This window comes from Clostridium carboxidivorans P7, assembly GCF_001038625.1.
Classification (GTDB): domain Bacteria; phylum Bacillota; class Clostridia; order Clostridiales; family Clostridiaceae; genus Clostridium_AM; species Clostridium_AM carboxidivorans.
The window spans coordinates 2,740,326-2,763,094 of sequence record NZ_CP011803.1; the positions used below are offsets into that span (position 1 = coordinate 2,740,326).

23 protein-coding genes are annotated in these 22,769 nt (G+C 30.1%); 3 read left to right on the plus strand and 20 right to left on the minus strand.

Features of this window, described 5'->3' with window-relative positions:
• Positions 1–219: 219 nt before the first annotated feature.
• From Ccar_RS11980 to Ccar_RS12010, 7 genes are all read right to left on the minus strand, one after another.
• Complete coding sequence (locus Ccar_RS11980) at positions 220–645, minus strand: winged helix-turn-helix transcriptional regulator (RefSeq protein WP_007064981.1); 426 nt, start codon at positions 643–645, stop codon at positions 220–222.
• A gap of 16 nt (positions 646–661) precedes the next feature.
• On the minus strand, positions 662–1,876 hold the full coding sequence (locus Ccar_RS11985) for a cytochrome c biogenesis protein/redoxin (protein WP_007062340.1): 1,215 nt from the start codon (positions 1,874–1,876) through the stop codon (positions 662–664).
• 106 nt (positions 1,877–1,982) lie between these two features.
• Positions 1,983–3,401: a HAMP domain-containing sensor histidine kinase gene (locus tag Ccar_RS11990; protein WP_007062339.1), complete on the minus strand. Its 1,419-nt coding sequence runs from the start codon at positions 3,399–3,401 to the stop codon at positions 1,983–1,985.
• 47 nt (positions 3,402–3,448) lie between these two features.
• On the minus strand, positions 3,449–4,144 hold the full coding sequence (locus Ccar_RS11995; RefSeq protein WP_007062338.1) for a response regulator transcription factor: 696 nt from the start codon (positions 4,142–4,144) through the stop codon (positions 3,449–3,451).
• 132 nt (positions 4,145–4,276) lie between these two features.
• Positions 4,277–4,510, minus strand: a complete 234-nt coding sequence (locus Ccar_RS12000) for an SHOCT domain-containing protein (RefSeq protein WP_007062337.1) — start codon at positions 4,508–4,510, stop codon at positions 4,277–4,279.
• A gap of 101 nt (positions 4,511–4,611) precedes the next feature.
• Entirely contained in the window at positions 4,612–5,988 is a 1,377-nt protein-coding gene (locus Ccar_RS12005; protein ID WP_007062336.1) for an MATE family efflux transporter, read from the minus strand.
• Between the two features lie 205 nt (positions 5,989–6,193).
• Entirely contained in the window at positions 6,194–6,658 is a 465-nt protein-coding gene (locus Ccar_RS12010; RefSeq protein WP_007062335.1) for a MarR family winged helix-turn-helix transcriptional regulator, read from the minus strand.
• A gap of 200 nt (positions 6,659–6,858) precedes the next feature.
• Between Ccar_RS12010 and Ccar_RS12015 the strand changes: the two genes are divergently transcribed.
• From Ccar_RS12015 to Ccar_RS12025, 3 genes are all read left to right on the plus strand, one after another.
• Positions 6,859–7,719 (plus strand): MurR/RpiR family transcriptional regulator, encoded by an 861-nt coding sequence (locus tag Ccar_RS12015; protein ID WP_007062334.1) that lies wholly within the window; start codon positions 6,859–6,861, stop codon positions 7,717–7,719.
• A 270-nt stretch (positions 7,720–7,989) separates the two neighbouring features.
• Complete coding sequence (locus Ccar_RS12020; RefSeq protein WP_007062333.1) at positions 7,990–9,378, plus strand: 6-phospho-beta-glucosidase; 1,389 nt, start codon at positions 7,990–7,992, stop codon at positions 9,376–9,378.
• A gap of 188 nt (positions 9,379–9,566) precedes the next feature.
• Complete coding sequence (locus Ccar_RS12025) at positions 9,567–9,929, plus strand: NifB/NifX family molybdenum-iron cluster-binding protein (RefSeq protein ID WP_007064980.1); 363 nt, start codon at positions 9,567–9,569, stop codon at positions 9,927–9,929.
• Positions 9,930–10,031: 102 nt separating this feature from the next.
• Here the strand turns inward: Ccar_RS12025 and Ccar_RS12030 are convergent, their stop codons facing one another.
• The 13 genes from Ccar_RS12030 to Ccar_RS12090 all read right to left on the minus strand — a co-directional run bounded on the left by Ccar_RS12030 (position 10,032) and on the right by Ccar_RS12090 (position 22,603).
• The gene (locus Ccar_RS12030) at positions 10,032–10,547 is read right to left on the minus strand and encodes a C-GCAxxG-C-C family protein (protein WP_007062331.1); all 516 of its coding nucleotides are present in this window, start codon (positions 10,545–10,547) and stop codon (positions 10,032–10,034) included.
• Between the two features lie 53 nt (positions 10,548–10,600).
• A complete protein-coding gene (locus Ccar_RS12035; RefSeq protein WP_007062330.1) occupies positions 10,601–10,987 on the minus strand; it encodes a DUF134 domain-containing protein in 387 nt (128 codons plus the stop codon).
• 323 nt (positions 10,988–11,310) lie between these two features.
• Complete coding sequence (locus tag Ccar_RS12040; RefSeq protein WP_007062329.1) at positions 11,311–11,955, minus strand: bifunctional 4-hydroxy-2-oxoglutarate aldolase/2-dehydro-3-deoxy-phosphogluconate aldolase; 645 nt, start codon at positions 11,953–11,955, stop codon at positions 11,311–11,313.
• Positions 11,956–12,007: 52 nt separating this feature from the next.
• Complete coding sequence (locus Ccar_RS12045) at positions 12,008–13,351, minus strand: MFS transporter (RefSeq protein WP_007062328.1); 1,344 nt, start codon at positions 13,349–13,351, stop codon at positions 12,008–12,010.
• 117 nt (positions 13,352–13,468) lie between these two features.
• Positions 13,469–14,491, minus strand: a complete 1,023-nt coding sequence (locus Ccar_RS12050) for a zinc-binding alcohol dehydrogenase family protein (RefSeq protein WP_007062327.1) — start codon at positions 14,489–14,491, stop codon at positions 13,469–13,471.
• Positions 14,492–14,792: 301 nt separating this feature from the next.
• The gene (uxuA, locus tag Ccar_RS12055; RefSeq protein WP_007064979.1) at positions 14,793–15,866 is read right to left on the minus strand and encodes a mannonate dehydratase; all 1,074 of its coding nucleotides are present in this window, start codon (positions 15,864–15,866) and stop codon (positions 14,793–14,795) included.
• 21 nt (positions 15,867–15,887) lie between these two features.
• A complete protein-coding gene (locus Ccar_RS12060) occupies positions 15,888–17,501 on the minus strand; it encodes a mannitol dehydrogenase family protein (protein WP_007062324.1) in 1,614 nt (537 codons plus the stop codon).
• Between the two features lie 269 nt (positions 17,502–17,770).
• On the minus strand, positions 17,771–18,442 hold the full coding sequence (locus Ccar_RS12065; protein ID WP_007064978.1) for a GntR family transcriptional regulator: 672 nt from the start codon (positions 18,440–18,442) through the stop codon (positions 17,771–17,773).
• A gap of 186 nt (positions 18,443–18,628) precedes the next feature.
• Positions 18,629–19,582: a sugar kinase gene (locus Ccar_RS12070; protein WP_007064977.1), complete on the minus strand. Its 954-nt coding sequence runs from the start codon at positions 19,580–19,582 to the stop codon at positions 18,629–18,631.
• 84 nt (positions 19,583–19,666) lie between these two features.
• Positions 19,667–20,698, minus strand: coding sequence for a LacI family DNA-binding transcriptional regulator (locus Ccar_RS12075; protein WP_237737356.1), 1,032 nt, complete (start codon positions 20,696–20,698; stop codon positions 19,667–19,669).
• Positions 20,699–20,877: 179 nt separating this feature from the next.
• Positions 20,878–21,234 (minus strand): C-GCAxxG-C-C family (seleno)protein, encoded by a 357-nt coding sequence (locus tag Ccar_RS12080; RefSeq protein ID WP_007064975.1) that lies wholly within the window; start codon positions 21,232–21,234, stop codon positions 20,878–20,880.
• Between the two features lie 61 nt (positions 21,235–21,295).
• Positions 21,296–21,940, minus strand: a complete 645-nt coding sequence (locus Ccar_RS12085) for a 4Fe-4S binding protein (RefSeq protein ID WP_007062317.1) — start codon at positions 21,938–21,940, stop codon at positions 21,296–21,298.
• Positions 21,941–22,090: 150 nt separating this feature from the next.
• Positions 22,091–22,603: a hypothetical protein gene (locus Ccar_RS12090; protein ID WP_007062316.1), complete on the minus strand. Its 513-nt coding sequence runs from the start codon at positions 22,601–22,603 to the stop codon at positions 22,091–22,093.
• Between the last annotated feature and the right edge of the window lie 166 nt (positions 22,604–22,769).

The following is a 22,769-nucleotide window of genomic DNA, read 5'->3' on the forward strand; positions in this document are numbered from 1 at the left end:
TAAGTAAACATTTATATATTCGACAAAAAAGGCTATTATCCTTTGAGTAATTGGAAATTTTCTTAAAAACTAAGAGGAAGACATTAAAATCTTCCTCTTAGTTTTTATACTATTTTTTTATTAACTGATTAATTCCATTTTCAATTTCATCAGCTACAGCTCCTGTACCGCCGAAAATAGTAATTTCTTTTATTTTGTCATCTTTTAAATATGTCTATTTTAATACAATTCCTTAATTATTAAATCATCAACATATTCATCACAATCTTTACAGTAATATTTTATTTCTACTTCTTTTCCACACTTTTCATGGCACACTGTTTTTTTACATGCTTCTAAATGTTTATTTGCCCATAATATAATTGAGTTAAATACGTGTTTAAAATCCATTCCCTTTTCTGTCAATAAATATTGATATCTTGGAGGATGTTCATTATATATTTGAGCTACTATAAATCCATTCTTTTCAAGCAGCTTTATCCTATCAGATAAAATATTAGTAGGTATTGGTTTTAAAGCTTCCTGCAGCTCCTTGAATGTATTTTTATTATTTAAAATTCTATGAAGGACCAGTAAAGTCCACTTATCACCTACTATATTTAAAGTTTGAGCCAAATTACACTTGAAGTCATATGTTCCCTTCAAAAAATCATCTCCTAAGTTATTTAACATTATTTATTAATGATTCCATTGTAGTCTTATCTATAGCTCCTGGAACATATTTGTTTACATTTCCTTCTTTATCAATTATAAAAGTTGTTGGAAAAGCTTCTATACTATATTGATCCATGATTTCTCCTGTACTATCAAAGACTACCGGAAAAGTATATCCATGTTTATTGAGGAAATCCATTATGTATTCCTTAGATCCCTCTTTTCCCAAATTAGGTGCAGTTACTCCTAAAATTATAACACCCTTATTATTATTTTCATACTCCTTATAAACTTCTTCTATATGAGGCAATTCACCTTTACATGGAGGACACCAGGTAGCCCAAAAGTTTAAAAATACTACTTTACCTTTATAATCACTTAACTTATGTGTTTTCCCATATTGATCAACTAAATTAAAATCTGGTGCTTTAACTTTATCCACTTTTGTAGAAGTATCTTTATTACTTTGTGCATTTTTATCATCCTTATTTTGAACTTGTTCTACTTTATTAGTTGATTCTTTATTAGTATAATCAAATGTTTTACCTGTTCCTCCAATTATCATAATCAATCCAGAAACTATAAGAATAACTCCACCAATTTTTTGTATTATTCCCATATGAAGCTTTATCTTATCAATAAATTTAAACAACTTGTTATAAAAAATTGCAATTATTATAAATGGCAATATAAATCCAATAGTATAAATTAATATCAAAAGATTTCCAATTAGCACACTTTTTGAAGTTGATGCCATGATTAATACAGAAGAAAGCATAGGTCCAACACATGGCGTCCATCCAAAGCTAAAGGTAAAACCGAGTATATACGCAGTTATGGGTTTCATTTCTTTTATCTCAATATGTATTTTTTTCTCTTTTTGTAAAAATGGTATATTTATATATCCCATATAGAAAATTCCCATAATTATAATTAAAATTCCACCTATTAAAATAATTATTTTCTTATTAGAGGTAAAAAATTGGTTTAATACACTTACTGAAGAACCTAATATGAAAAAGGTTGTAGATATTCCCAGCACAAATAAAATTGTATTTTTTAATAGGGAACTATTTATAAATTTAAATTCTCCATGCTTTAAACTCTCCACACTGCTGTTCGACAATATACTTAAATATACTGGAAGTACAGGAAGTATACATGGTGAAAATAGTGATAATACACCTTCTGCAAACACCAAAAATAAATTTACATTTTCCATTCTTCTAACCTCCATTTTTACTTAAAATATAAGAGTAACTTTAAAAAGTAAAGTTACTCTTATATTTTAAATCTACTATTCAATTAAGTCAATTATATTTAATATATTACTTATCTTCACAAATAATTTCCTTTGGAAACCATACTACAAATGTACTTCCTTCTTTTTCTTTACTTTCCACACTTATCTTCCCATTATGACATTCCACCAAACTTTTTGTTATGGTCAATCCTATTCCAGATCCTCCAGTATTTTTTGTTCGAGACAAATCTGTTCTGTAAAATCTTTCAAATATATAAGGCAAATCCTTTTCCGGTATACCAATTCCATTGTCTTTAACCTTGATACAAATGCCTTCTTCTTCTTTCAATTCTACTACTACTTTTCCATTTGATTTTAAATACTTGTAGCTATTTGACAATAAATTATGCATTATTTGCTTTAACTTATCTCTATCCATGTATACCCATATGTCTTTATAAATTTTAGCTTCAATAGTATAATTATTTTTTAAATACAAAGGTTCAAAGTTCGATATGGTTTTTTTCAATTCCTCTGATAAATTGAATTTTGTACTATTTAATTTTAAATCTGCTTGTTCCAATTTTGCTAAGTTTTGAAGCTTATTAACTAAATTTATCAATCTCTCTATTTCATCATAAAAAACTTGAAATCTTTCTTCTGTTGGCTCCCATATACCATCTAATAATGCTTCTACATGAGTTTTAAGTGTAGTAAGAGGTGTTCTAATTTCATGTGCCATATCTGAAGTCATTCTTTTTCTGAGCATTTCTTGATTTTGCAAGGTTTCCGCTAAATAGTTTATAGAGGCTGATAATTCCTGTATTTCTCTAGTTTCACTTTTAACCTGTGAACGAACAGCTAAATTACCCTTTCTCATTTCATTAGCAGTTTTAGTTATTCTAACTAATGGCTTAGTGAGCTGTTTAGCTAAAATGAAACTTACTCCCAGACCAAATATCAATGCTATAAAACCTGAAAGTATAAAGGAATGGTTTAATGTCATTTTAAAAGTTACAGCTCCCTGATTTAAATACGAAGTTCCAAAATATCCAACAACTATTTTACCAATATTCTTTTTATTTTTTATAAGAGAATAATTTTCTTCTTTATATTCTCCTAAATTCATATGAGAATATTTACTCATGCCACCTTTCATCATATTTCCCATCATTGACTCCATCATATTTTTATGTTGAAGATGAGAATTACCTGAATCAAATACAACATTTCCATTTATATCTTTAACCTGTATATAAAGTTCCTCTAATACTGCATATCTTAATAATTCATCCTTGTTAAAATTAGAAAATCCAGTTTTATCATCATATAAATCCTGAGCAGTAGCTACAATTTTATTCACTTTATCTTTCTGTTCATCCAACAAGTAATTATTGAATTTTTTTCCCACCATATAATTTGAAATAAAAACTGATATCAATATTGCACCCACTACAGCAAGAAGAAAACCTATAGATAATTTTTTCATCAAGGACATTTTCATTTGAATCCACTCCATTCATTGTAAAGTTTCAAATTATTATGTCATCACTAATCCAAAAATTTGTATCCTATACCATAAACAGTGATAATATATTTAGGTTCTTTATGGTTATCCTCTATTTTTTGTCTTATATTTTTAATATAGCTATCAATAGTCCTATCAAAGCCTTCATAGTCTTCTCCGAAAGCCTTTTGTACTAATTGCTCCCTTGAAAACACCTGACCTGGATTTGTTAATAATGCCAATAATACCTTGAATTCATTGGCAGTTAAATTTACATACTCACCAGCTTTTTTTACCTTCATTTTCTTTATTTGTACCTCTAAGTCACCATTATTAAAAAGCAAATAATCAGCAAGCGGACTGGAATCTCTATATGTTCTTCTAATTAAAGCCTTTACCCTTCCAACTAATTCACGCACACTAAAAGGTTTAGTTAAATAATCATCTGCTCCAATGGCTAAACCACTAATTTTATCTTCTTCTTCTGATTTAGCTGTTAACATAATTATAGGAACATCGGATACAGCCCTTATTTTATTGCAAATTTCCTCTCCTGATATCCTTGGAAGCATTAAATCCAAAATAACTAAATGAATTACTTCTTCTTTAAACAATCTTAATGCTTTCTCACCATTCTCAGCAGTTACTACCTGAAATCCTTCTTTTCTTAAATAAGCTTCTACCACTTCAACAATATTAGGTTCATCATCCACCACCAATATTTTCTTTATATCATTCACTATTATCACCTCTTCATAAAAAACATCTTAATTTTAGCTTGATTATATTTTATTCTACTTATAATTTCAATAATTTATAAATACAAAGCAACCCTCTAGTCAATAAAACCAGAGGGTTCCGTGTTAAAAACTTTATCTTTTCTTCATTATAATAGTTCTTCTTCTTGTATATTCTTCATCACTAATTTCTCCACTAGCAAACTTTTCATCAAGTATTTTCATAGCACTACTAGAATTCACCATATAACTTTTTACAAGCTTTACTACAACAACTACTAAAATTATAAATAATAATATTCTAACTCCCATCATTATGGACATCCATGGGTTAAATACTAAATCTGAACCTCTAAATCCACAAAGCATATTTATTCCCTCCTATAAACATTAATTTTTAACTGCTTCTAATTTATTATTTGAATTAATTATAACTAATAAATGTGGAGGAAATATGGAGATTTTTTATTTTAAATTCCACTCCCTGAAAAAGTTTCTGTCTTTAAAATCTTAAGCTTTCTATTTAACGATAGAGCAAATATTATGGTTAAAATTACAGTAAACAAATCCCCTGCAGGCTGTGCCCAAATTACACCTTCAATACCAAAAAACCTTGGCATAATCAAAATGGCGGGAATAAAGAATAAGCCTTGACGACTGATACTGAGAATTCCTCCTTCTTTGCCAATTCCTAAAGCAAGGAATAAACACATATATACTTGTTCAAATCCAAACAGTATAAATGCAATCCCGCTTGCTCTAAGTGCTCTGCTGCCTATATCAATCAGCATCGCATCATTTTTAGAAAACAAATATACAATTTGTCCAGGAATTAAGATTAAAATGAATGCAGTAACAATACAGAATATTGTTGACCACTTAATTGATACCTTTGTTGCTTCCTTCAATCTATCATAGTTTTTTGCACCATAATTATATCCTGCAACTGGCTGGTATCCCCTCATAAATCCAAAAACCACATAACTTCCAAGTGCCATGATACGAGTTACAACACCAATGGCCGCTACCGCTGAATCACCATAACAGCTTGCTGCAGTATTAGAAAGTGCCATTGAAGTGCTTGATAACAGTTGAGAAACAAAAATTGGAATTCCAACTTTAAAAATCTCTACAAAAATGGCAGTATCAAATCTAAAGTTACCTATAGAAAATCTCAAACATCCTTTTTTACTTAACATGTACCAAATGTACAAAATAGAAGCTGCACCTTGTGATATAACAGTTGAAATGGCTGATCCTCTAATTCCAAGACCTAGAGGATATATTAAAATTGGATTTAATATAATATTGAGCACACCGCTGAGCAGCATAGAGGTCATAGTTAGTTTCGACATACCTTCAGAGGTTACAATATTGTTCATAGTAACAATAAAAATGTTTAAAATTGAACCTGTAATATATATAACTGCAAATTCTCTTGCATATGGTAGTATTGTTCTTGTAGCTCCCAAACCAACCAATATGTCATCAAGAAAACATAAAGCTATAGCTATAGAAATAATGCCAACAATTAAACTAGAAACCAGTGCAGTTGAAGCTGTTTGATTTGCTCTGTCAGTTTTCTCTTCTCCAAGGAGCCTTGCAATGTAAGATGCTGCACCACTTCCAAAGGTCATGCCAAGTCCGATTATAACCTGTACAATTGGAAATGCAATGGACACAGCTCCCATCTGACTAGTTCCAAGACCACCTACGAAGTAAGCATCCACCACACTGTAAAGTGCAGAAATCATCATGCCTATCATAATAGGCACACCCATTTTCAACAATACTTTAGGAATCTTTTCATCACGCATCATTTTAAGTTTTTCATTTTTAGAATTCAAAAATATCATATCCTTTCTAGTGTGTATAGTTGATATACACTTTCTTTAAAAAAATATATCCTATATTTGATTTTGCTTAAGGTGGTTTAGCATAGTTATCATCTATTATGTGTATAGTATCTATACTCTTTTGATAAAAAAACACCTTACTTATAATTACCCCCATTTTTCCATTAACCTTTCATAATTAAAATTCAATATGCATTTATTTTTCAAAAGCATCAATTTGCTTTTCTAATGAGTTAAGCAATTCTCTAAAAAATGTCTTGTTTTCTTCTGCTGCATTTTCAAGTAAATCGTCAAAAATCTCTTCATATTTTTTATGTAACTTTTCATGATGCATATAGGCTATCTCCCCCTTTGAAGTCAGCCTTAACAAAAGTCTTGACTGATTGCGGGGATCAGTATCTTTAATAATCATACCTTTACGGTCAAGCTTCATAATAATCTGGGAAACTGCTCCTTTCGTAACTCCAAGCATATCAGCCAAACCTGTCACATGAATACCTTCATTTTCTTTTATGGATTTGATCATGTGAATTTCAGCTTCATATAAGGGTTTATCCGTCCCATAATATCTAGTTTTCTTATCAAATTCGGAAATTTTTGATACTATTCTTAAAAAAGTATAACTTATTTTATTTCTATTTTTAAATTTCATATTCATCATAGCAATAGTATATAGCTGCTAAACACATTTGTCAATCATGATAGAAATTTAAAATATAACAAACTCCTATTTTTCATGCTTAACACATAATGTAAATAAGTAAGAGCTTTTTTATAAAAAGCAAATTGATATAATAAAAAGAATGTATTTGTGTTAAGATTAAATTAAAAATTTAAGATGAAACAACCTAGGAGGTTATTATGACAATAGAAAATATGATTAAATGCTGTGATAATTTAACCCCAACAGAAAGTCAATTAGCACAATACATTCTACAAAATAAAAAGGGAATTGAAAAATTATCTATTCAAAAGCTTTCTGAGGAAACCTTTATATCAAAATCTGGAATTCATAGGTTTTGTAAGAAAATAGAAATTAATGGATTTAATGAACTTAAGGTAAAACTTGCTCAAGACATTGTGGAAGAAAGTAAAATTGATACTGAAATTGATGTTAATTTTCCATTTGATTCTAATGATACTCAAAAAATAATAGCTCAGAAGCTGTTAAAATTATATGAAGCATCAATAGCTGATACTTATAACTCTATTGATTTAGAGGTGTTGAATAAATCTGTTAAATTACTGCAAAATGCAGATATTATAGATATATATACCCATGCACATAATATTAATGTTGCAGAAAATTTTCAAGATAAAATGCGCTCAATTGGGAAACTGGTTAATTGTCCAAAATCATTTTATGAACAGCGCTGTACTGCAACAGCATCTAAAAAGAATCATGCAGCTATTATTTTATCATATTCAGGAAAGGCAGCTTTTTTACCTTCCATTGTGAAAATATTACATAAAAAGGAGATAGAAATAATTTGGATAGGCAGGCTTGGAAAGAGTGTTGAATCAAATCATATAAAGCATAATTTATATATAAGCAATAGAGAAAATTTAAGAAATAGAATATCTCAGTTTTCATCGCATATTGCAATGCAGTACATGTTAGATGTGATTTTTAGCTGCATTTTTAAAATAGATTATGAGAGAAATATACATTATATTAAAGAGGTTGAAAATATTGTTGATGATAGAAATATTAACGAATAGGAAAAATACTATTTTTATTACATTGTTAAAAGCTCATTAGAAAAAATTTCTGATGGGCTTTTTTTAATTTGGAATGTGAAAATTAATTAAAAGTTTCAAAAAGTTTCAATATAATGTGTAGATTAATGGTAATTTTTAAAAAAAGTATCAGAATAGCTTACATCCATTGATTTAAGTAGTTACAGGTAATATATTATAACCATAAAAATTTTCTTTTATTTAAAATTCAAAAAATTATATAAGCAAATAAATAGATTGGAGGAAAAATATATGAAGAATCCTATAAAAATTGTAACTATTGGAGGTGGAAGCAGCTATACACCAGAATTGATTGAAGGTTTTATTAAGCGATATGATGAAATGCCAATAAGTGAAATTTGGTTAGTTGATATTGAAGATGGAAAAGAAAAGTTAGATATAATTGGAAAGCTAGCACAACGTATGTGGGATGCTACACCATACGATGTAAAAGTAATTACAACCTTAAATAGAAAGGAAGCATTAAAAGGTGCTGATTTTGTAACAACGCAATTTAGAGTTGGGTTATTAGATGCAAGAATTAAAGATGAGAGGATACCATCTCTACATGGAATGTTAGGACAAGAAACTAATGGCGCAGGTGGAATGTTTAAATCATTTAGAACAATTCCAGTAATAAAAGAAATTGTTGAAGATATGAAGATGTTATGTCCAGATGCATGGCTAATTAATTTTACTAATCCTAGTGGAATTATTACAGAAGCAGTAATTAAACATTTTGGATGGAAAAAGTGTATTGGATTGTGTAATGTTCCAGTGATTGCAATGATGAATGAACCAAAAATTATTGAAAAACAAACTTCAGAGTTAAATTATCAATTTGCAGGACTAAACCATTTTCATTGGCATAAAGTATTTGATGAAAATGGAAGAGATATAACTTATCAGTTAATAGAGCATATTAATGAAAAAGGTGGTGGGACACCGGTTAACATTTATCAAGCTGAATTTCCATTAGAATTATTGCATTCCATGAATTTGCTGCCTTGTGGATATCATCGTTATTACTACTCAGAAAAAGAGATGTTAGAGCACAGCATAGAAGAATTCAAAAAAGGTGGAACTCGTGCAGAACAAATGAAAGAAGTAGAAGCTTCTCTCTTTGAAATATATAAAAATCCAAACTTAAATAAAAAGCCTGAAGAACTTCAAAAACGTGGAGGAGCATATTATAGTGATGCAGCTTGTGAATGCATAAGTGCAATATATAATAATAAGGGAATTCGTATGGTGGTAAGTACACAAAATAATGGAGCTATACCTTGTCTTAGTCCAGATTCTATTGTTGAAGTTTCATGCATAATTTCTGCTAAAGGAGCAGAACCAATTGTATGGGGTGACATGGGATCCTTTGAAAAAGGGCAGCTTCAGATTATGAAAGCAATGGAAGAATGTACTATAAACGCTGCATTATCAGGTGATTACGGAACAGCGTTACAAGCATTTACAATAAACCCATTAGTTCAAAAGGGAAGTGAATCTAGACAAGTATTAGATGAATTATTGGTTGCACATGAAAAGTATCTTCCTCAATTTAAAGAAAAGATAACAGAGTTAAAGAAACAAGGGATAGCATCAAAAGATCCTGTAGTAGTAGATTTAATGAAAAATGGACATTAAAAGACTTCTGCAAATAAACATACTGACTAAGTTATCAAGGAGAAAAGAAAAAGAGGTATTGGCTTTACTTTGAGCAATTTTATTTTATTGTTATTGACATATGTCAGATATAAGTTTATTATATATATAAAGAGCATATGACAATAACTTATAATATGTTAAATAATTTAGAAGGAAGGTATTTATACATGAAAATTGCATTGCCATCTCGTGGAAATCAAATTGATGATCATTTTGGTCACTGTGAATACTTTACTGTTTTTACAGTTGATACAGCTGCAAAAAAGGTAGTTGATTCACAAGTTGTTCCATCACCAGCAGGATGTGGCTGTAAATCAAATATTGCACAGACCCTTGCAGCAATGGGTGTTACACTTATGCTTGCAGGTAATATGGGAGAAGGTGCAGTAAGAGTACTAAAGAATTCTGGCATTGATGTAGTACGTGGATGTTCAGGTGACATAAATTCAGTAGCTAATAGCTGGATTCAAGGTTCACTTGTAGATTCTGGTGACTGCTGCCATGAACATGAACATGGATGTCATAGTTAATTTCTATTTAATATATACCCATTAAAAAGCCAGTTAGAATAGTTTTTAAAATTATTCTAACTGGCTTTATTAATTGCCTAGATATGAAAAATCCACCTGATACTAAGAACTCTGTTTATTGGATTTTATATATTCATACATAATTTCTGCAGCACTAGCAACAATCTCTACACAGGGACGTTTTTTATAATATTCCTTTGTTCTTTCCTCAGGTATGTAACTTTCACTTTGAACAGATAGTCCTAAAAGTTCTCTACAAATTAATGAGCCATTATTTTCTTTAAATTTCTCAGCAAGCTGTTGAATACGCTTATAATGTTCTGCTTTTGACAATCTATCCTCTGGATCAACATAACCATACTTCATACCAGCTACCATAAACATGCCGCTTACTGCTCCACAAACCTCTCGCAGCCTACCCATACCTCCACCAAAAGAAGATGATATTTTAAGCGCTGTTTCAAAATCCATTCCACATTCTTCACAAAAAGCTTCAAATACGGACTGTGAGCAATTATACCCTTGCTTAAACAATTCCACCGCACGCTCCTTAAAACTGTTAATCTCACTGTATTTACTACTGCATACATTATGATTATGCTTACAATTTTCGCTCATTTTTTGTAACTCCTTTTACTTCATACTATTAATTATGCTTCCTAGAAGTACTTTTATTTCAATACATCTTTATCTTCATTTTTCACAAAATTTCTATTACAATCATGTCTGCAGCATCTTGGGCCACCACAAAATTTTTCAAATCCATTACAAAGTTTATAATCTCCTCCCTCAATTCTTAGCACCCTGCCATTCACTAATGACTCTGCAAGTTTTCTTCTCGCATCATTATATATACCTTGAACTGTTGTACGTGCAATATTCATTTGATTGGCACATTCTTCCTGAGTAAACCCTTCCAAATCAATTAGTCGTATGGTTTCATATTCATCAACAGTCATGGTTATAAAATCCTCTTCATCAATAGGAACATTAAGTGGGCCATATATATCTCTTTGCGGTAAGCAGCATACTCTTCTGCATTTTCTTGGTCTAGGCATAAATATTCACCTCATTTATAACAAAATCAGCACTTCATTTTAGTTATTACTACATATCATTTTAATTTTATTTTACTATTTTTATGACATATGTCAAATAAAGATCTACTAACTTAATTGCTCTTTCTAAAATTAATTGTTGATAAAAAATTCAAGAGTAATTCACTCTTGGAAAATGATGTAAACAGTTTTATCAACAAGTTTATATATTAAAATGAAAAAATAGCCTTATATCTTAAATTACCATGTAAAATAAGATATAGGCTTTATTTCATAATATATAAGAACCTTACTATATAATTTTATATGAGGTATTAACAAATTTAAAGTCTTGCTTCCTTAACTTTTTGTACGAACTTCTTAGCAGTTTCAGTTACTTTATCATAGTCCCCAGTTTCTGCTCCAGCAGTAAGTTTTCCACCTACTCCAACAGCAACACAACCATTTTTTATCCACTGGTCTACATTATCCAGACTTACTCCACCAGTAGGCATAATAGGTATCTGTGGAAGAGGTGCTTTTATGCCCTTTACTATGCTTGGACCATAAGCACTTCCAGGAAATAATTTTATTATGGACACACCAGCTTCCATTGCTGTTATCATTTCATTCACAGTCATGCAACCTGCCATATAAGGTATTTGATATCTATTGCATAGTTTAGCAGTTTCTAAATTAAAACCAGGACTTACAATGTATTTGGCTCCTGCAAGTATTGCTATTCTTGCAGTTTCACTATCTAAAACTGTTCCAGCACCTAATATTAATTCATCTTTTGAAAATTTATTTTTTAAAGAAGTTATTACTTTATCTGCATCAGGCACCGTAAAAGTAAGTTCAATTGCAGGTATACCACCATCTATACATGCTTTAGAAATTTTTTCAGCAGATTCTGGAGTTTCAGCCCTTACAACAGCTACTACACCCACTTCTTCAATTCTTCTTAAAGTTTCAATTTTTTCAATCATTGCGTATATCTCCTTACTTAAAATTATTTTTTCAAGTCAACTATAACTAAAATTACGCTGCATCATCTAAATCATTTAAATCTCTTCCAGTGACATCTTCAGAAACATAAGCACTAAAGAACGTACTTAAAGAAAATATAATAAGCATTATAGCAATTGGAACCCAACTGCCTGAAACTGCTGATACCCAACTAGCTGCAATTAAAGGACCAAAACCAGTAGCTATAAGACCTGCTATTTCTTTAGCAAGAGAAACCAAAGTAACTCTATTTTTTGATCCAAATAATTCACTTAGCATTACATTTTCTAAAGCAAACATTCCTTGACAACCAACATTCAAACCGATTACTAGTCCAATTGTCAGCAAAACAACATTTTTCGAATTAATCATCATCATCATTGGAATTGCGTAAACTGCCATAGCAAATGATAAAATCATATATATTTTTCTTCTTCCAAATTTATCGCCAAGATATCCAACCACAGGAATAGTTATAAAAGATACTAAAGATGAAATAATATTGGCATTAGTTGCAACAGTTTTTTGCATCAAAAGAACAGTAACAACAAAACCAGCTAGATATGTTTGTAAAACACCACTATTACCAGCTTGTCCAAAACGTAATCCCAAAGCAACTAAAAAGCTCTTCTTTCCTTTTCTCTCAGCTTTAACTGGTTTACTATTTTTTCCTATTTCTTCTCTTTCTTTTAAAAGCAGCTTTTTCTTCTCTTCCATAACTGGACTTTCTTTAACAAACATTCTAATTAAAATTGCTGCAATCATGACAATAAAAGAGGCAAAAAACGGAATTCTCCATCCCCATGTAAGCAAATCGTTTCCTTTAATATTCGTTAAAATGATAGTCCAAATTAAATTCGCTAATAATGTTCCAGATGAAGTTCCTAAACAAACTAAACTACCAATTAAACCTCTCGTTTTCACCTTTGAAAACTCAGCAACCATAACACCGGCACCGCTTATTTCTGCTCCAGCACCTAAACCCTGAAAAATTCGCAGTACAACTAATCCAATTGGAGCTAATATGCCAACTTTTTCATAAGTAGGCAAGAAACCTATTAATGTTGATGCAAGTCCCATAAGAGTTATAGTAACAAAAAGAACTGTTCTACGTCCCATTTTATCACCAATTCTTCCAAACATATATGCTCCAACTAACCTAGCAACATATCCAGCTCCATATGTTCCCATGGACATTATTAAACCCATCGCAGGACTTGCATTTGGAAAAAATATCTTATTAAAAACAATAGCTGCTGCAAGAGAATATAACTGAAAATCCATAAATTCCATTGCAGTTCCAAGCCAGCCACTTGCAGCAACTTTAACCAATTCTTTTGTTTCAATCTGATAAGTACTATTATCATTTTTCTCCATTTTTACTACACCTTCCTAACTATTTATAAAAAATTTTAACTTTATTTTCTAATATCTAGTCCTAATTTCCAAACTGCCTTAACCTTAAATGATTTAACAAACACAGAGTAATTTTAACTAATCTTCAAAAGTAAGAATCATTTTTTTAACCTTCTCAGGATCTTTATCAATAAAATCAAGAGCTTCTTGAACTTGATCAAATTTAAATTTATGTGTAATTAATCCATCACTTTTTAACATTCCAGATTCCATTAAACGAATAACATTATCAAATTGATATGCTTGTAGTCTAGTACCCACAACAGTTAATTGATTTTTAGTAATAGGCATCTGTGGAACTTGTGATGCTTTCTCAGAAAATCCTAAAACAACAATAGTACCAGCTGGTGATGCCAAATCAAATCCAAGTTCAAATGTCTTTGGAGATCCAACTGCATCAATAACCTTATTTACACCTTCTCCATTTGTCCAATCTTTAACTGCCTCTTTAATATCTTCTTTTGCAACATTAACAACTCTATCTGCGCCATTTTCTTTAGCAAATTTCAACTTATCTTCAACAACATCTGTTATCATTACTGTTGCGCCTTTGATCTTAGCTAATTTAAGTATACATATTCCTATAGGTCCTGCTCCTTGAATAAGCACAGTATCTCCAACACCAACATCACCACGTGCTGTTGAATTTGCACCAATTGTATATGGTTCAGCTAATACTGCAGTATCCCAATCTAAATCCTTATTCATTACATGACATTGTTTTTCAGGTACTGTGAAATACTCTCTCATACCACCATCTTCATGAACACCAAATACAGATAAATCCTTACATACATTAGGCATACCATGACGACATGCATAGCATTTTCCACAATAGTTAATTGGTTCGATTACAACATGATCACCAACACTAAGATTTTTTACATCATCTCCAATTTCAACAACTTCACCAACAACTTCATGTCCCATAACCCTTGGTAGTACAGCTAATGGATTTTCACCATGGTATAAATGAACATCAGATCCACAAATTCCAACTCTTTTTGTTTTTATTAGAACATCATCTAATTTTGTAATTTTAGGTATTTCCACTTCTTCTAATCTAAGATCATCTTTTCCATAAACTCTTGCAATTTTCATAATTTTTTTCTCTCCTTTATATATACTTAGTAAATTTTTATTTATCTTAATTTATGTATGTTTCTTAACATTCTACATAAGAAAACGTTTTTATAAATATTAAAAATAATAAATTATTTTTAATAGCATTTGTTAGTTAATTTAATTTGTGTTATACTAAATTTTGCAAATAATTTTTAGATATTGTTTAAAAAGTTTTATTTTCTAGACATTTTATTTCATAAATTGTCATATTAAGATGGCGGTCTTCGTAGTGACAATTTATGAATATAAAATGCCTATTTTTTGCATAAACTCAATCTTATTTACTCATTTTTTTAATTGCTTCCCACAATCCATTTAAATAAGTTACTCCAAGAGCTCTGTCATACAAGCCATATCCGGGTCTTGCCTTTTCATTCCATATCATTCTTCCATGATCAGGTCTCATGTATCCCTCAAAGCCTGTATCATGATATGCCTTCATTATCTCAAACATATCAAAGGATCCATCACTTGACAAATGTGATACTTCATGAAATTGCTTTTCAGATAGTATTTTTATATTTCTAACATGGGCAAAATGTATTCTTCCCATAGTTCCAAAATATCTTATTAGTTCAGGTATATTGTTTTTAGTACTTGATCCTAAGGCTCCACTACATAAAGTTATACCATTATAAGTACTATCTACCATTTTTACTATTCTATCTAAATTTTCTTTTGAATTTACTATTCTAGGAAGTCCAAATACACTCCACGCAGGGTCATCTGGATGCACTGCCATCTTAACATCATATTTTTCACACGTTGGTATTATTGCTTTAAGGAAATACTCATAGTTTTCAAATAATTTTTCCTCATCCACATTTTCATATAATTTTAATACATTTTTCAATTCTTTAAGTCTATCTGGTTCCCAACCTGGAAGTGAAAAACCATTAGAATTTTTTTCAGTACTTTTAACAAGATCAATTGGATCTAATCCTTTTAATTTATCATCATCATAAAGCATTGCTTCTGATCCATCTGGAAGCTTATAAGCAAGATCTGTTCTAAGCCAATCAAACACTGGCATAAAATTATAACATATTACCTTTATACCTGCTTGTCCTAAGTTCTTTATTGTCTCCTTATAATTTTCTATGTACTTATCCCTAGATGGTAGTCCAAGTTTTATATCCTCATGAATATTTACACTTTCAATAACTTCAAGTTCCAAGCCATGAGCTTCTATATTTTTTTTATATTCAAGTATTCGCTCCATAGGCCATAGCTCTCCAGCTGGAATATCAGGTAAAAATCCTACAACTCCTTTAACTGCGGGTATTTGACGTATTTGATCAAGTGTAACACTATCATCATTTTCGCCAAACCATCTAAATGTCATCTTCATAAAAAACATCCCTTTCTCTAATTAGCAATTTAAATATTTTTTGAGTGTATTTCTAACTGCACCCTCTCCTGTAACCATTTCAGCAAAATAATTTTCAACCTTCTCGCCAAGTCCAGCTTTATAAAGATCTAAACCAAATATATCTTCATTTGAAAGTATTGGCTTCAAGGTTCCATCTACATACTTTTCTCCAATTTCAACAGTAACTAAATATTTTTTCAGCGTTTCTAAAAGTGGATCTGAACTAATTTCAAATTTTTCACCTTTATCATCTATGCCAAGCATATATCTACACCATCCTGCAATAACAAGAGGTATATATTTTAAAGATTTTGGATCTAAATCATCTCTTTTTACATATTCCTTAATTGTCTCTCCAAATCTTATTCCAACTTTTTGTGATGTATCAGTTGCAATTCTCTGTGGAGTATCTGGTATATATGGATTTGGAAGTCTTATTTTGATGACTTCTCCTATGAAATCTTCTGGAGCAATTATTCCAGGATTTGTAACAACAGGCATTCCTTCATCATATCCTATTTTTTTTATAAGTTTTGTAATGCAATCATCTTTCATTTCATCTGCAATCAAAGTATATCCAAGTAAACATCCAAATACAGCCATAGATGTATGAAGCGGATTAAGGCATGTACATACTTTCATTCTCTCAACTTTTTCTACTGTTTCTCTATTTGTAAAATACACTCCTGCATCTTCAAGAGGCATACGTCCATTTGGAAAATTATTTTCAATGACAAGATACTGAGGTCCTTCAGCATTTACAAATGGTGCTATATAAGTGTTTTTACTTGTTATAACAGGTTCAACATTATTTAGTCCAATTGAATTAAGTAACTTCTTAACTTTATCAGAAGGCCTTGGTGTAATTTTATCTATCATACTCCAAGGGAATGTAACTTTTTCTTCATTATTTATATAGTCAATGAATTCCTTTTCAACCAATTTATTTTTAGCCCACTCATTTGCAATTGTATTAATGGAGTCATATAATTTTTCTCCATTATGAGAGCAATTATCCATACTAACTACTGCAATTGGATGCTCTCCTGATTTAAATCTTGTATATAAGAGTGATGTAACTTTAGACATTACATTTCTAGGTTTAACTGGTCCATCTTTTATGTCTTCAGCTACTTCATCGATAAAATTTCCAGTTAAATTTTTCAACTTATATCCCTTCTCAGTTATAGTAAAGCTTATCATTTGAAGGGAAGGATTTGAGAATATTTCATTAAGTCTTTTCCAATTTTCTTCTCTTTCAGCATCTGCAGCAATACTTTCTCCAATGCTTGCTATTACAGTATTACTTAGCTTTCCATCTGGATTCATAATTACTTGAAGACTCAAATTGTCATAGGGTGTATATATTTTATCTATGATTTCATAATCATAAGTTTCCACTGCAACAATTCCAGTATCAGCCTTTTCTAAATTTAAAAGCTTTTGCTGAAGTGCAGCTATAAATCCCCTAAAAATATTGCCTGACCCAAAGTGAACCCATTTTGGATTTTCTATGGTTTTTTTGCATATTTCATCATAATCAAACTGAGGTAATTTTATACTTGCTTTATCCCATTCAGCTTTTCTTTTTATACCTTCCTTATTTAAATCCACATTGCTACCTTCTTTCTAAAATATTTGCTTTGTAAAAATTTTTATAGCTTATTTTTATCATGCCTCCTTAAGTAACCATTTAACATTTAATAATATCAAAAAGAATATATATTCTTTTTGAATTGTGATATAATATATTTTGTATAATTTTTTACTTTGAGATTTTGTCAAGAATACTCATATCCCATTTTAGAATATTCTTGACAAGTCTCTTTTTAATAATAACGTTTGCATGTACCCTAAATATATAAACTTATAAGTTTATATATTTATTTAAAATATTCCTGATACTTTTCTTTTAATTTAACTGAATCAAAATTAACCATAATCAAGTGTTCTCTCATAACTTTATCAGCTATATCTAACTTTTTATCTCTTATTGCATCTGTAATTACCAAGTGTTGTGAATATACATTATCTAATTTTAACTTTAAAGATAATGATAATAAACGAATACGTTGAAAATCTGCTTCAACTTGACAAATTGTATCCCAGGTTCTTTTTTTATTGCACCCTTCAAAAATTGTCTTATGAAATTCCTCATCTGCTTGAAAAAAGCCTGTATAGTCATTTTTATCCATACACATTTTTTGAACTTTTAAATTCATTTCAAGGAAAAACATTTTTTCTTCTGGAAACTCATTACATGCAAGTTTAACTACTGCTCTTTCAACATGTTCGCGCAAAAATCTTGCTTCTTCTACAGCATCCAAATCAATAAGTGACACAAAAGTCCCTTTTTGTGGATACACATCCAACAGCCCTTCTTGAGATAAAAGTAAAAATGCTTCCCTAACTGGAGTTCTACTTACATCAAACTTTTCTGAAATACCTTTCTCAGAAATACTAAGTCCTGGTCTTAAATGCAATTTTATAATCTCTTCTTTTAAAATTTGATACAGTCTTTTACTTGTTAACTTTTTTCCTGTCTCAAGAATCATTTACTAATTCTCCTTTTTTATTACCATACAACCATGCTACCATGCTACCATGCTTGTATGGTAGTTATGTTTTTATTATAGCATACACTTTCATAAATTCAATACATTTTACTAAAATAATGCAAAAAAATGTTCATCTGATTCCAGAAACTATACTTATTTTAAAATAAACATAGTTTTTATACTCTACTTATTTTTACTTATAAATTCATCAAGATGAGCTTTGTCTGGATAACCATCATTATCACCTGCAGACATTACAGCAAGTGCTCCTATAGCATTTCCCCTTTGGACTGACTCTTTAACATCTAAACCTTCCAATAACCCACTTATGAGACCAACTGCAAAGCCATCTCCTGCCCCTACTGTGTCTACAACTTTTTCTACCTTAAAACCCTTTACTATAAAGGAATCATCTTTAGACTTTACATAAGCACCTTCGCTGCCAAGTTTTATAATAACAATTTTAACTCCCTTATCTAAATAAAAATCTGCAATATCATCTGGATTATCGCTTCCTGTCAATATTAGTCCTTCACTTATTCCTGGAAGCACAATATCGCTCTTAAATGCTATATCATTTATTACATGTTTCATTTCTTCTTTATCTTTCCATAAAGGTAATCTTAAATTTGGATCAAATGTAATTGTAATATTATTTTCCTTAGCGATTTTTAACAACTTATAAACAGATTCTCTACAACTTTTAGAAAGTGCTGGAAATATACCTGTTAAATGAATGTGCTTTAATCCATTTATATCAAGATTTTTCAAATCTTCTGTTGAAAAATGAGATGCTGCAGAATTTTTCCTAAAATAAAATATTTTTGGATCCCCATGACTAACTTTTGATTTCAATTGATATCCAGTAAAATATTCATCAGTTTCTCCTATAAAGTCTGTTCCTATTTTTTCTTTTTTTAAGCTTTCTTTTATAAAATACCCAAAAGGATCTTGTCCTATTTTAGTAATATATTGTGTAGAATGTCCAAGTCTTGAGAGCCCAACACATACATTAACTTCTGCTCCTGCTAAAAACTTTTCATAAAATTTCACATCTTTTAGTTCTTTATCAATTTCACTTTCTCCAGTGGCAGCAAACAATGTCAATGGCTCTCCAATAGTTAAAAATTCGCTCATTATATATATCCTCCATTTTTATAAATTAATTTATACATTTTAATGTATTTTATAGAAACCGGTTTACATTTGTTGTACACAAGTTTACCTAAGTACAGTAGATCCTCTTATTTCAAGCTTAGAGCCTAAATAAATACATACATTCTTCTCACCTTTGCCATGCTTTATTCTATCTAAAAGTATCTTTGCTGATCTCATTCCAATGTCATAGGATGGCTGTGATATAGTAGTAATTCCAGGTGATATCAAAGATGCCCATCCCCAATTATCATACCCACAAATTCCTACATCCTCAGGTATTCTTAAATTAAATTTATTTATAAGCTGTAGTACATTTAAAAGTACTACTCCATTAATAGCAAATATTGCCTTACTCCCCTTATAATTATTCAAGAAATCAAATAAACTAAGTTCCACACTTCCTGTATCATGTCTATCTATAGTATAAACATTAAAATTGGAACTATTTAATCTGTTATTACAAGCATCCAAAAACGCTTTTTCTCTTTCAATCCTCACACTTATCTTATCTACATGCTGGGTAAATAATGCTACATTTTCAAATCCAGAATCAATTAAATAATTTATAGTTTTAAATGTCATATCGTAGTTATTACTTGTAACAGAATCAAATATCTTATCATCTATAATTCTGTCCATAGCCACAACTGGAATGCCTTGATCTAATACATCTTTTAGTAATTTTCCATTATATCCAGTACCGTTTATTATCAATCCATCTATGTTCTGGGATGTAAGAGAAAGAAGATATTCTCTTTCCTTATCCTTATCATTATCTGTATTAGCTATTATAACATTATATCCATATTTTCGACATTCATCATCCACACCTTTTATTAACAAAGATGAAAACGGATTGGTCAAATCTGCAATTATAACTTGTATAAGCATACTCTTCTTAAGTTTTAAACTTCTGGCCATACTATTCGGTTTATAATCTAATTCATCAATTACCTTTTCAATATTTTTTCTAGTCTTTTGTGACATATATTCAAATTTCCCATTTAAATATCTTGATACTGTTGACTTAGACACCCCTACCTTTTTAGCCACATCGTCAATTACAATTTTTTTCTCAGGCTTTATGTATATCACCTCTCCTTTTAGAAACCGGTTTACTAACATTATAGTATCACTTAAAATTAACACTTGCAATAACTAATTAAAATTAGGGTAAGATATGTATTTTCTATAAGCAACCTCCACCTGAGTGTACGAGTCACTTAATAATAACCTATCCTACCCTAATTTCTATTTACTTCTCGTCTTAATAACTATAATATTTTATTTAAAGTTTCATAAGTATAATCTATAATTTCAGCACAACTGATACCACTTTTCTTTAAATCTCTGCAAAGTTCTGTTCCGTATTTTTCTTTTATGTTTATCATTAATTCTTTTGTATACTTTCTAGCTTCATTAACTTCATGGTTACTTTCTCTGCCCTTTAAAAATCCTATTACTGTTGCTGCTCCTCCTACAGCTCCACATAAACTTCCTATAGTATATCCAATCCCCATACTACTGCCAAGACTTACTGGTATATTAGTATTATGTTCTTCATTGTATTTTTTTATCATAGCCTCACCACATGTAAATCCTTGCTTATGATATTCTGATGCTTTTGTCATATTAACAACTCCTTTTAATATACAATACTTTGATATTATTACTTTTCCAATAATCTTAGAATTAACCCACTTTATCATATCCTATTGATTTTTTAGGACATGCTGTAACACATTTTCCACACTGTATACAATCAGGATGACTTAATAAATCACCTTTATATTCATAAGGAACTATTCCAAGTGAACACTTTTTCTCACATAATTTACATGATACACAGCTAGAGGATACTTGTAATACTTTTTTATTTTTTCTAACTCTTGATATAAAAGATGCTATAGTTCCCATAGGACAAAAGTGACACCAGGTTCTATGATTATAAAATAAAGATAAAAATATTCCTATTATGGTAGTAACAACAATTATTCTATAGAATACCATGCCAATACCATAAAGATTTCCCCAATTTTTCTTAATTCCCAATGTAAACATTGTTAGCATAAATGTCATTATTATGATTCTAAAATAATTAGATTTTAAAAACTTTGGAACTTTTCTTTTGTTACTAAATTTAGAAACTATATTATCATAAAAGTTTCCCCTTGGGCATAAATTTCCACACCAGAATCTTCCTCTAAATATAGATACAATTATAGGTGCTATCATGCAGATAGCAGCTGCCATTGCAAATCTTAAATCAATCAATCCCATTAACACAAAAGCTATTAACAATACAAAAGAATACTTTTTCCACAATTTCAAAAACATATAAAACAAACTCCTTTCAATTAATCATCTAATAGCATTATATCATAATATCGTAATATTGCAATATATAAATATATAATTTATATTTTATTTTTATATACTCAACGATAAAAGAGAATGGAACAGTAAATTCCATTCTCTTTTATTCCATTATTCCACACTATTATTGATATGACAGCTCCCTGTTCCTCTACCTCCATGACCCATATGTCCTCTACCTCCATTGCCCATTCCTTGTCCAGGAACACCAGTACAGTTTGCCAAATTGTTTTTCAACGTTTCTTTCATGGTAGTTCCTTCTTCTTTAGTTATCTTTCCATCTGCAACTGCCTTATCTACAGCCTTATTTCTTTCTTCAAGCAATGCTGCTTTAAACTGCTCTTCTGTCATACCCTTTTCCTTTGCCAAATCATACATTGTTTTTCCTGAATTAAGACCATCTGTTATTTCTTTGTCTGTCATTCCAAGATTATTTTTTAAAATTGATTGTACATAATCATATCCACTTGTACCTGTAACCCTTGCAAATCCAACCCTTTGATGAGTAGTATTGTTTCCATTGGTACCACTAGTTGATCCTGTACTTGCACTTGCATATGCTGTTGCTCCTATACCTACTGCAAGTGTCATTGTTAAAGCTATAATTAAATTTTTCTTTTTCATTTTAATTCCTCCAATACATTTAATTTTGTACCCGTCGGGTATAATACAATAATAAAATATATCTTGAACAAAAAAGTGTCCTAATTGTGTTATATTTATTAAAATTCACATTAACATGTTTACAATTAACTCACAAATACAACAAATTCAGTCCACAATTATTTCA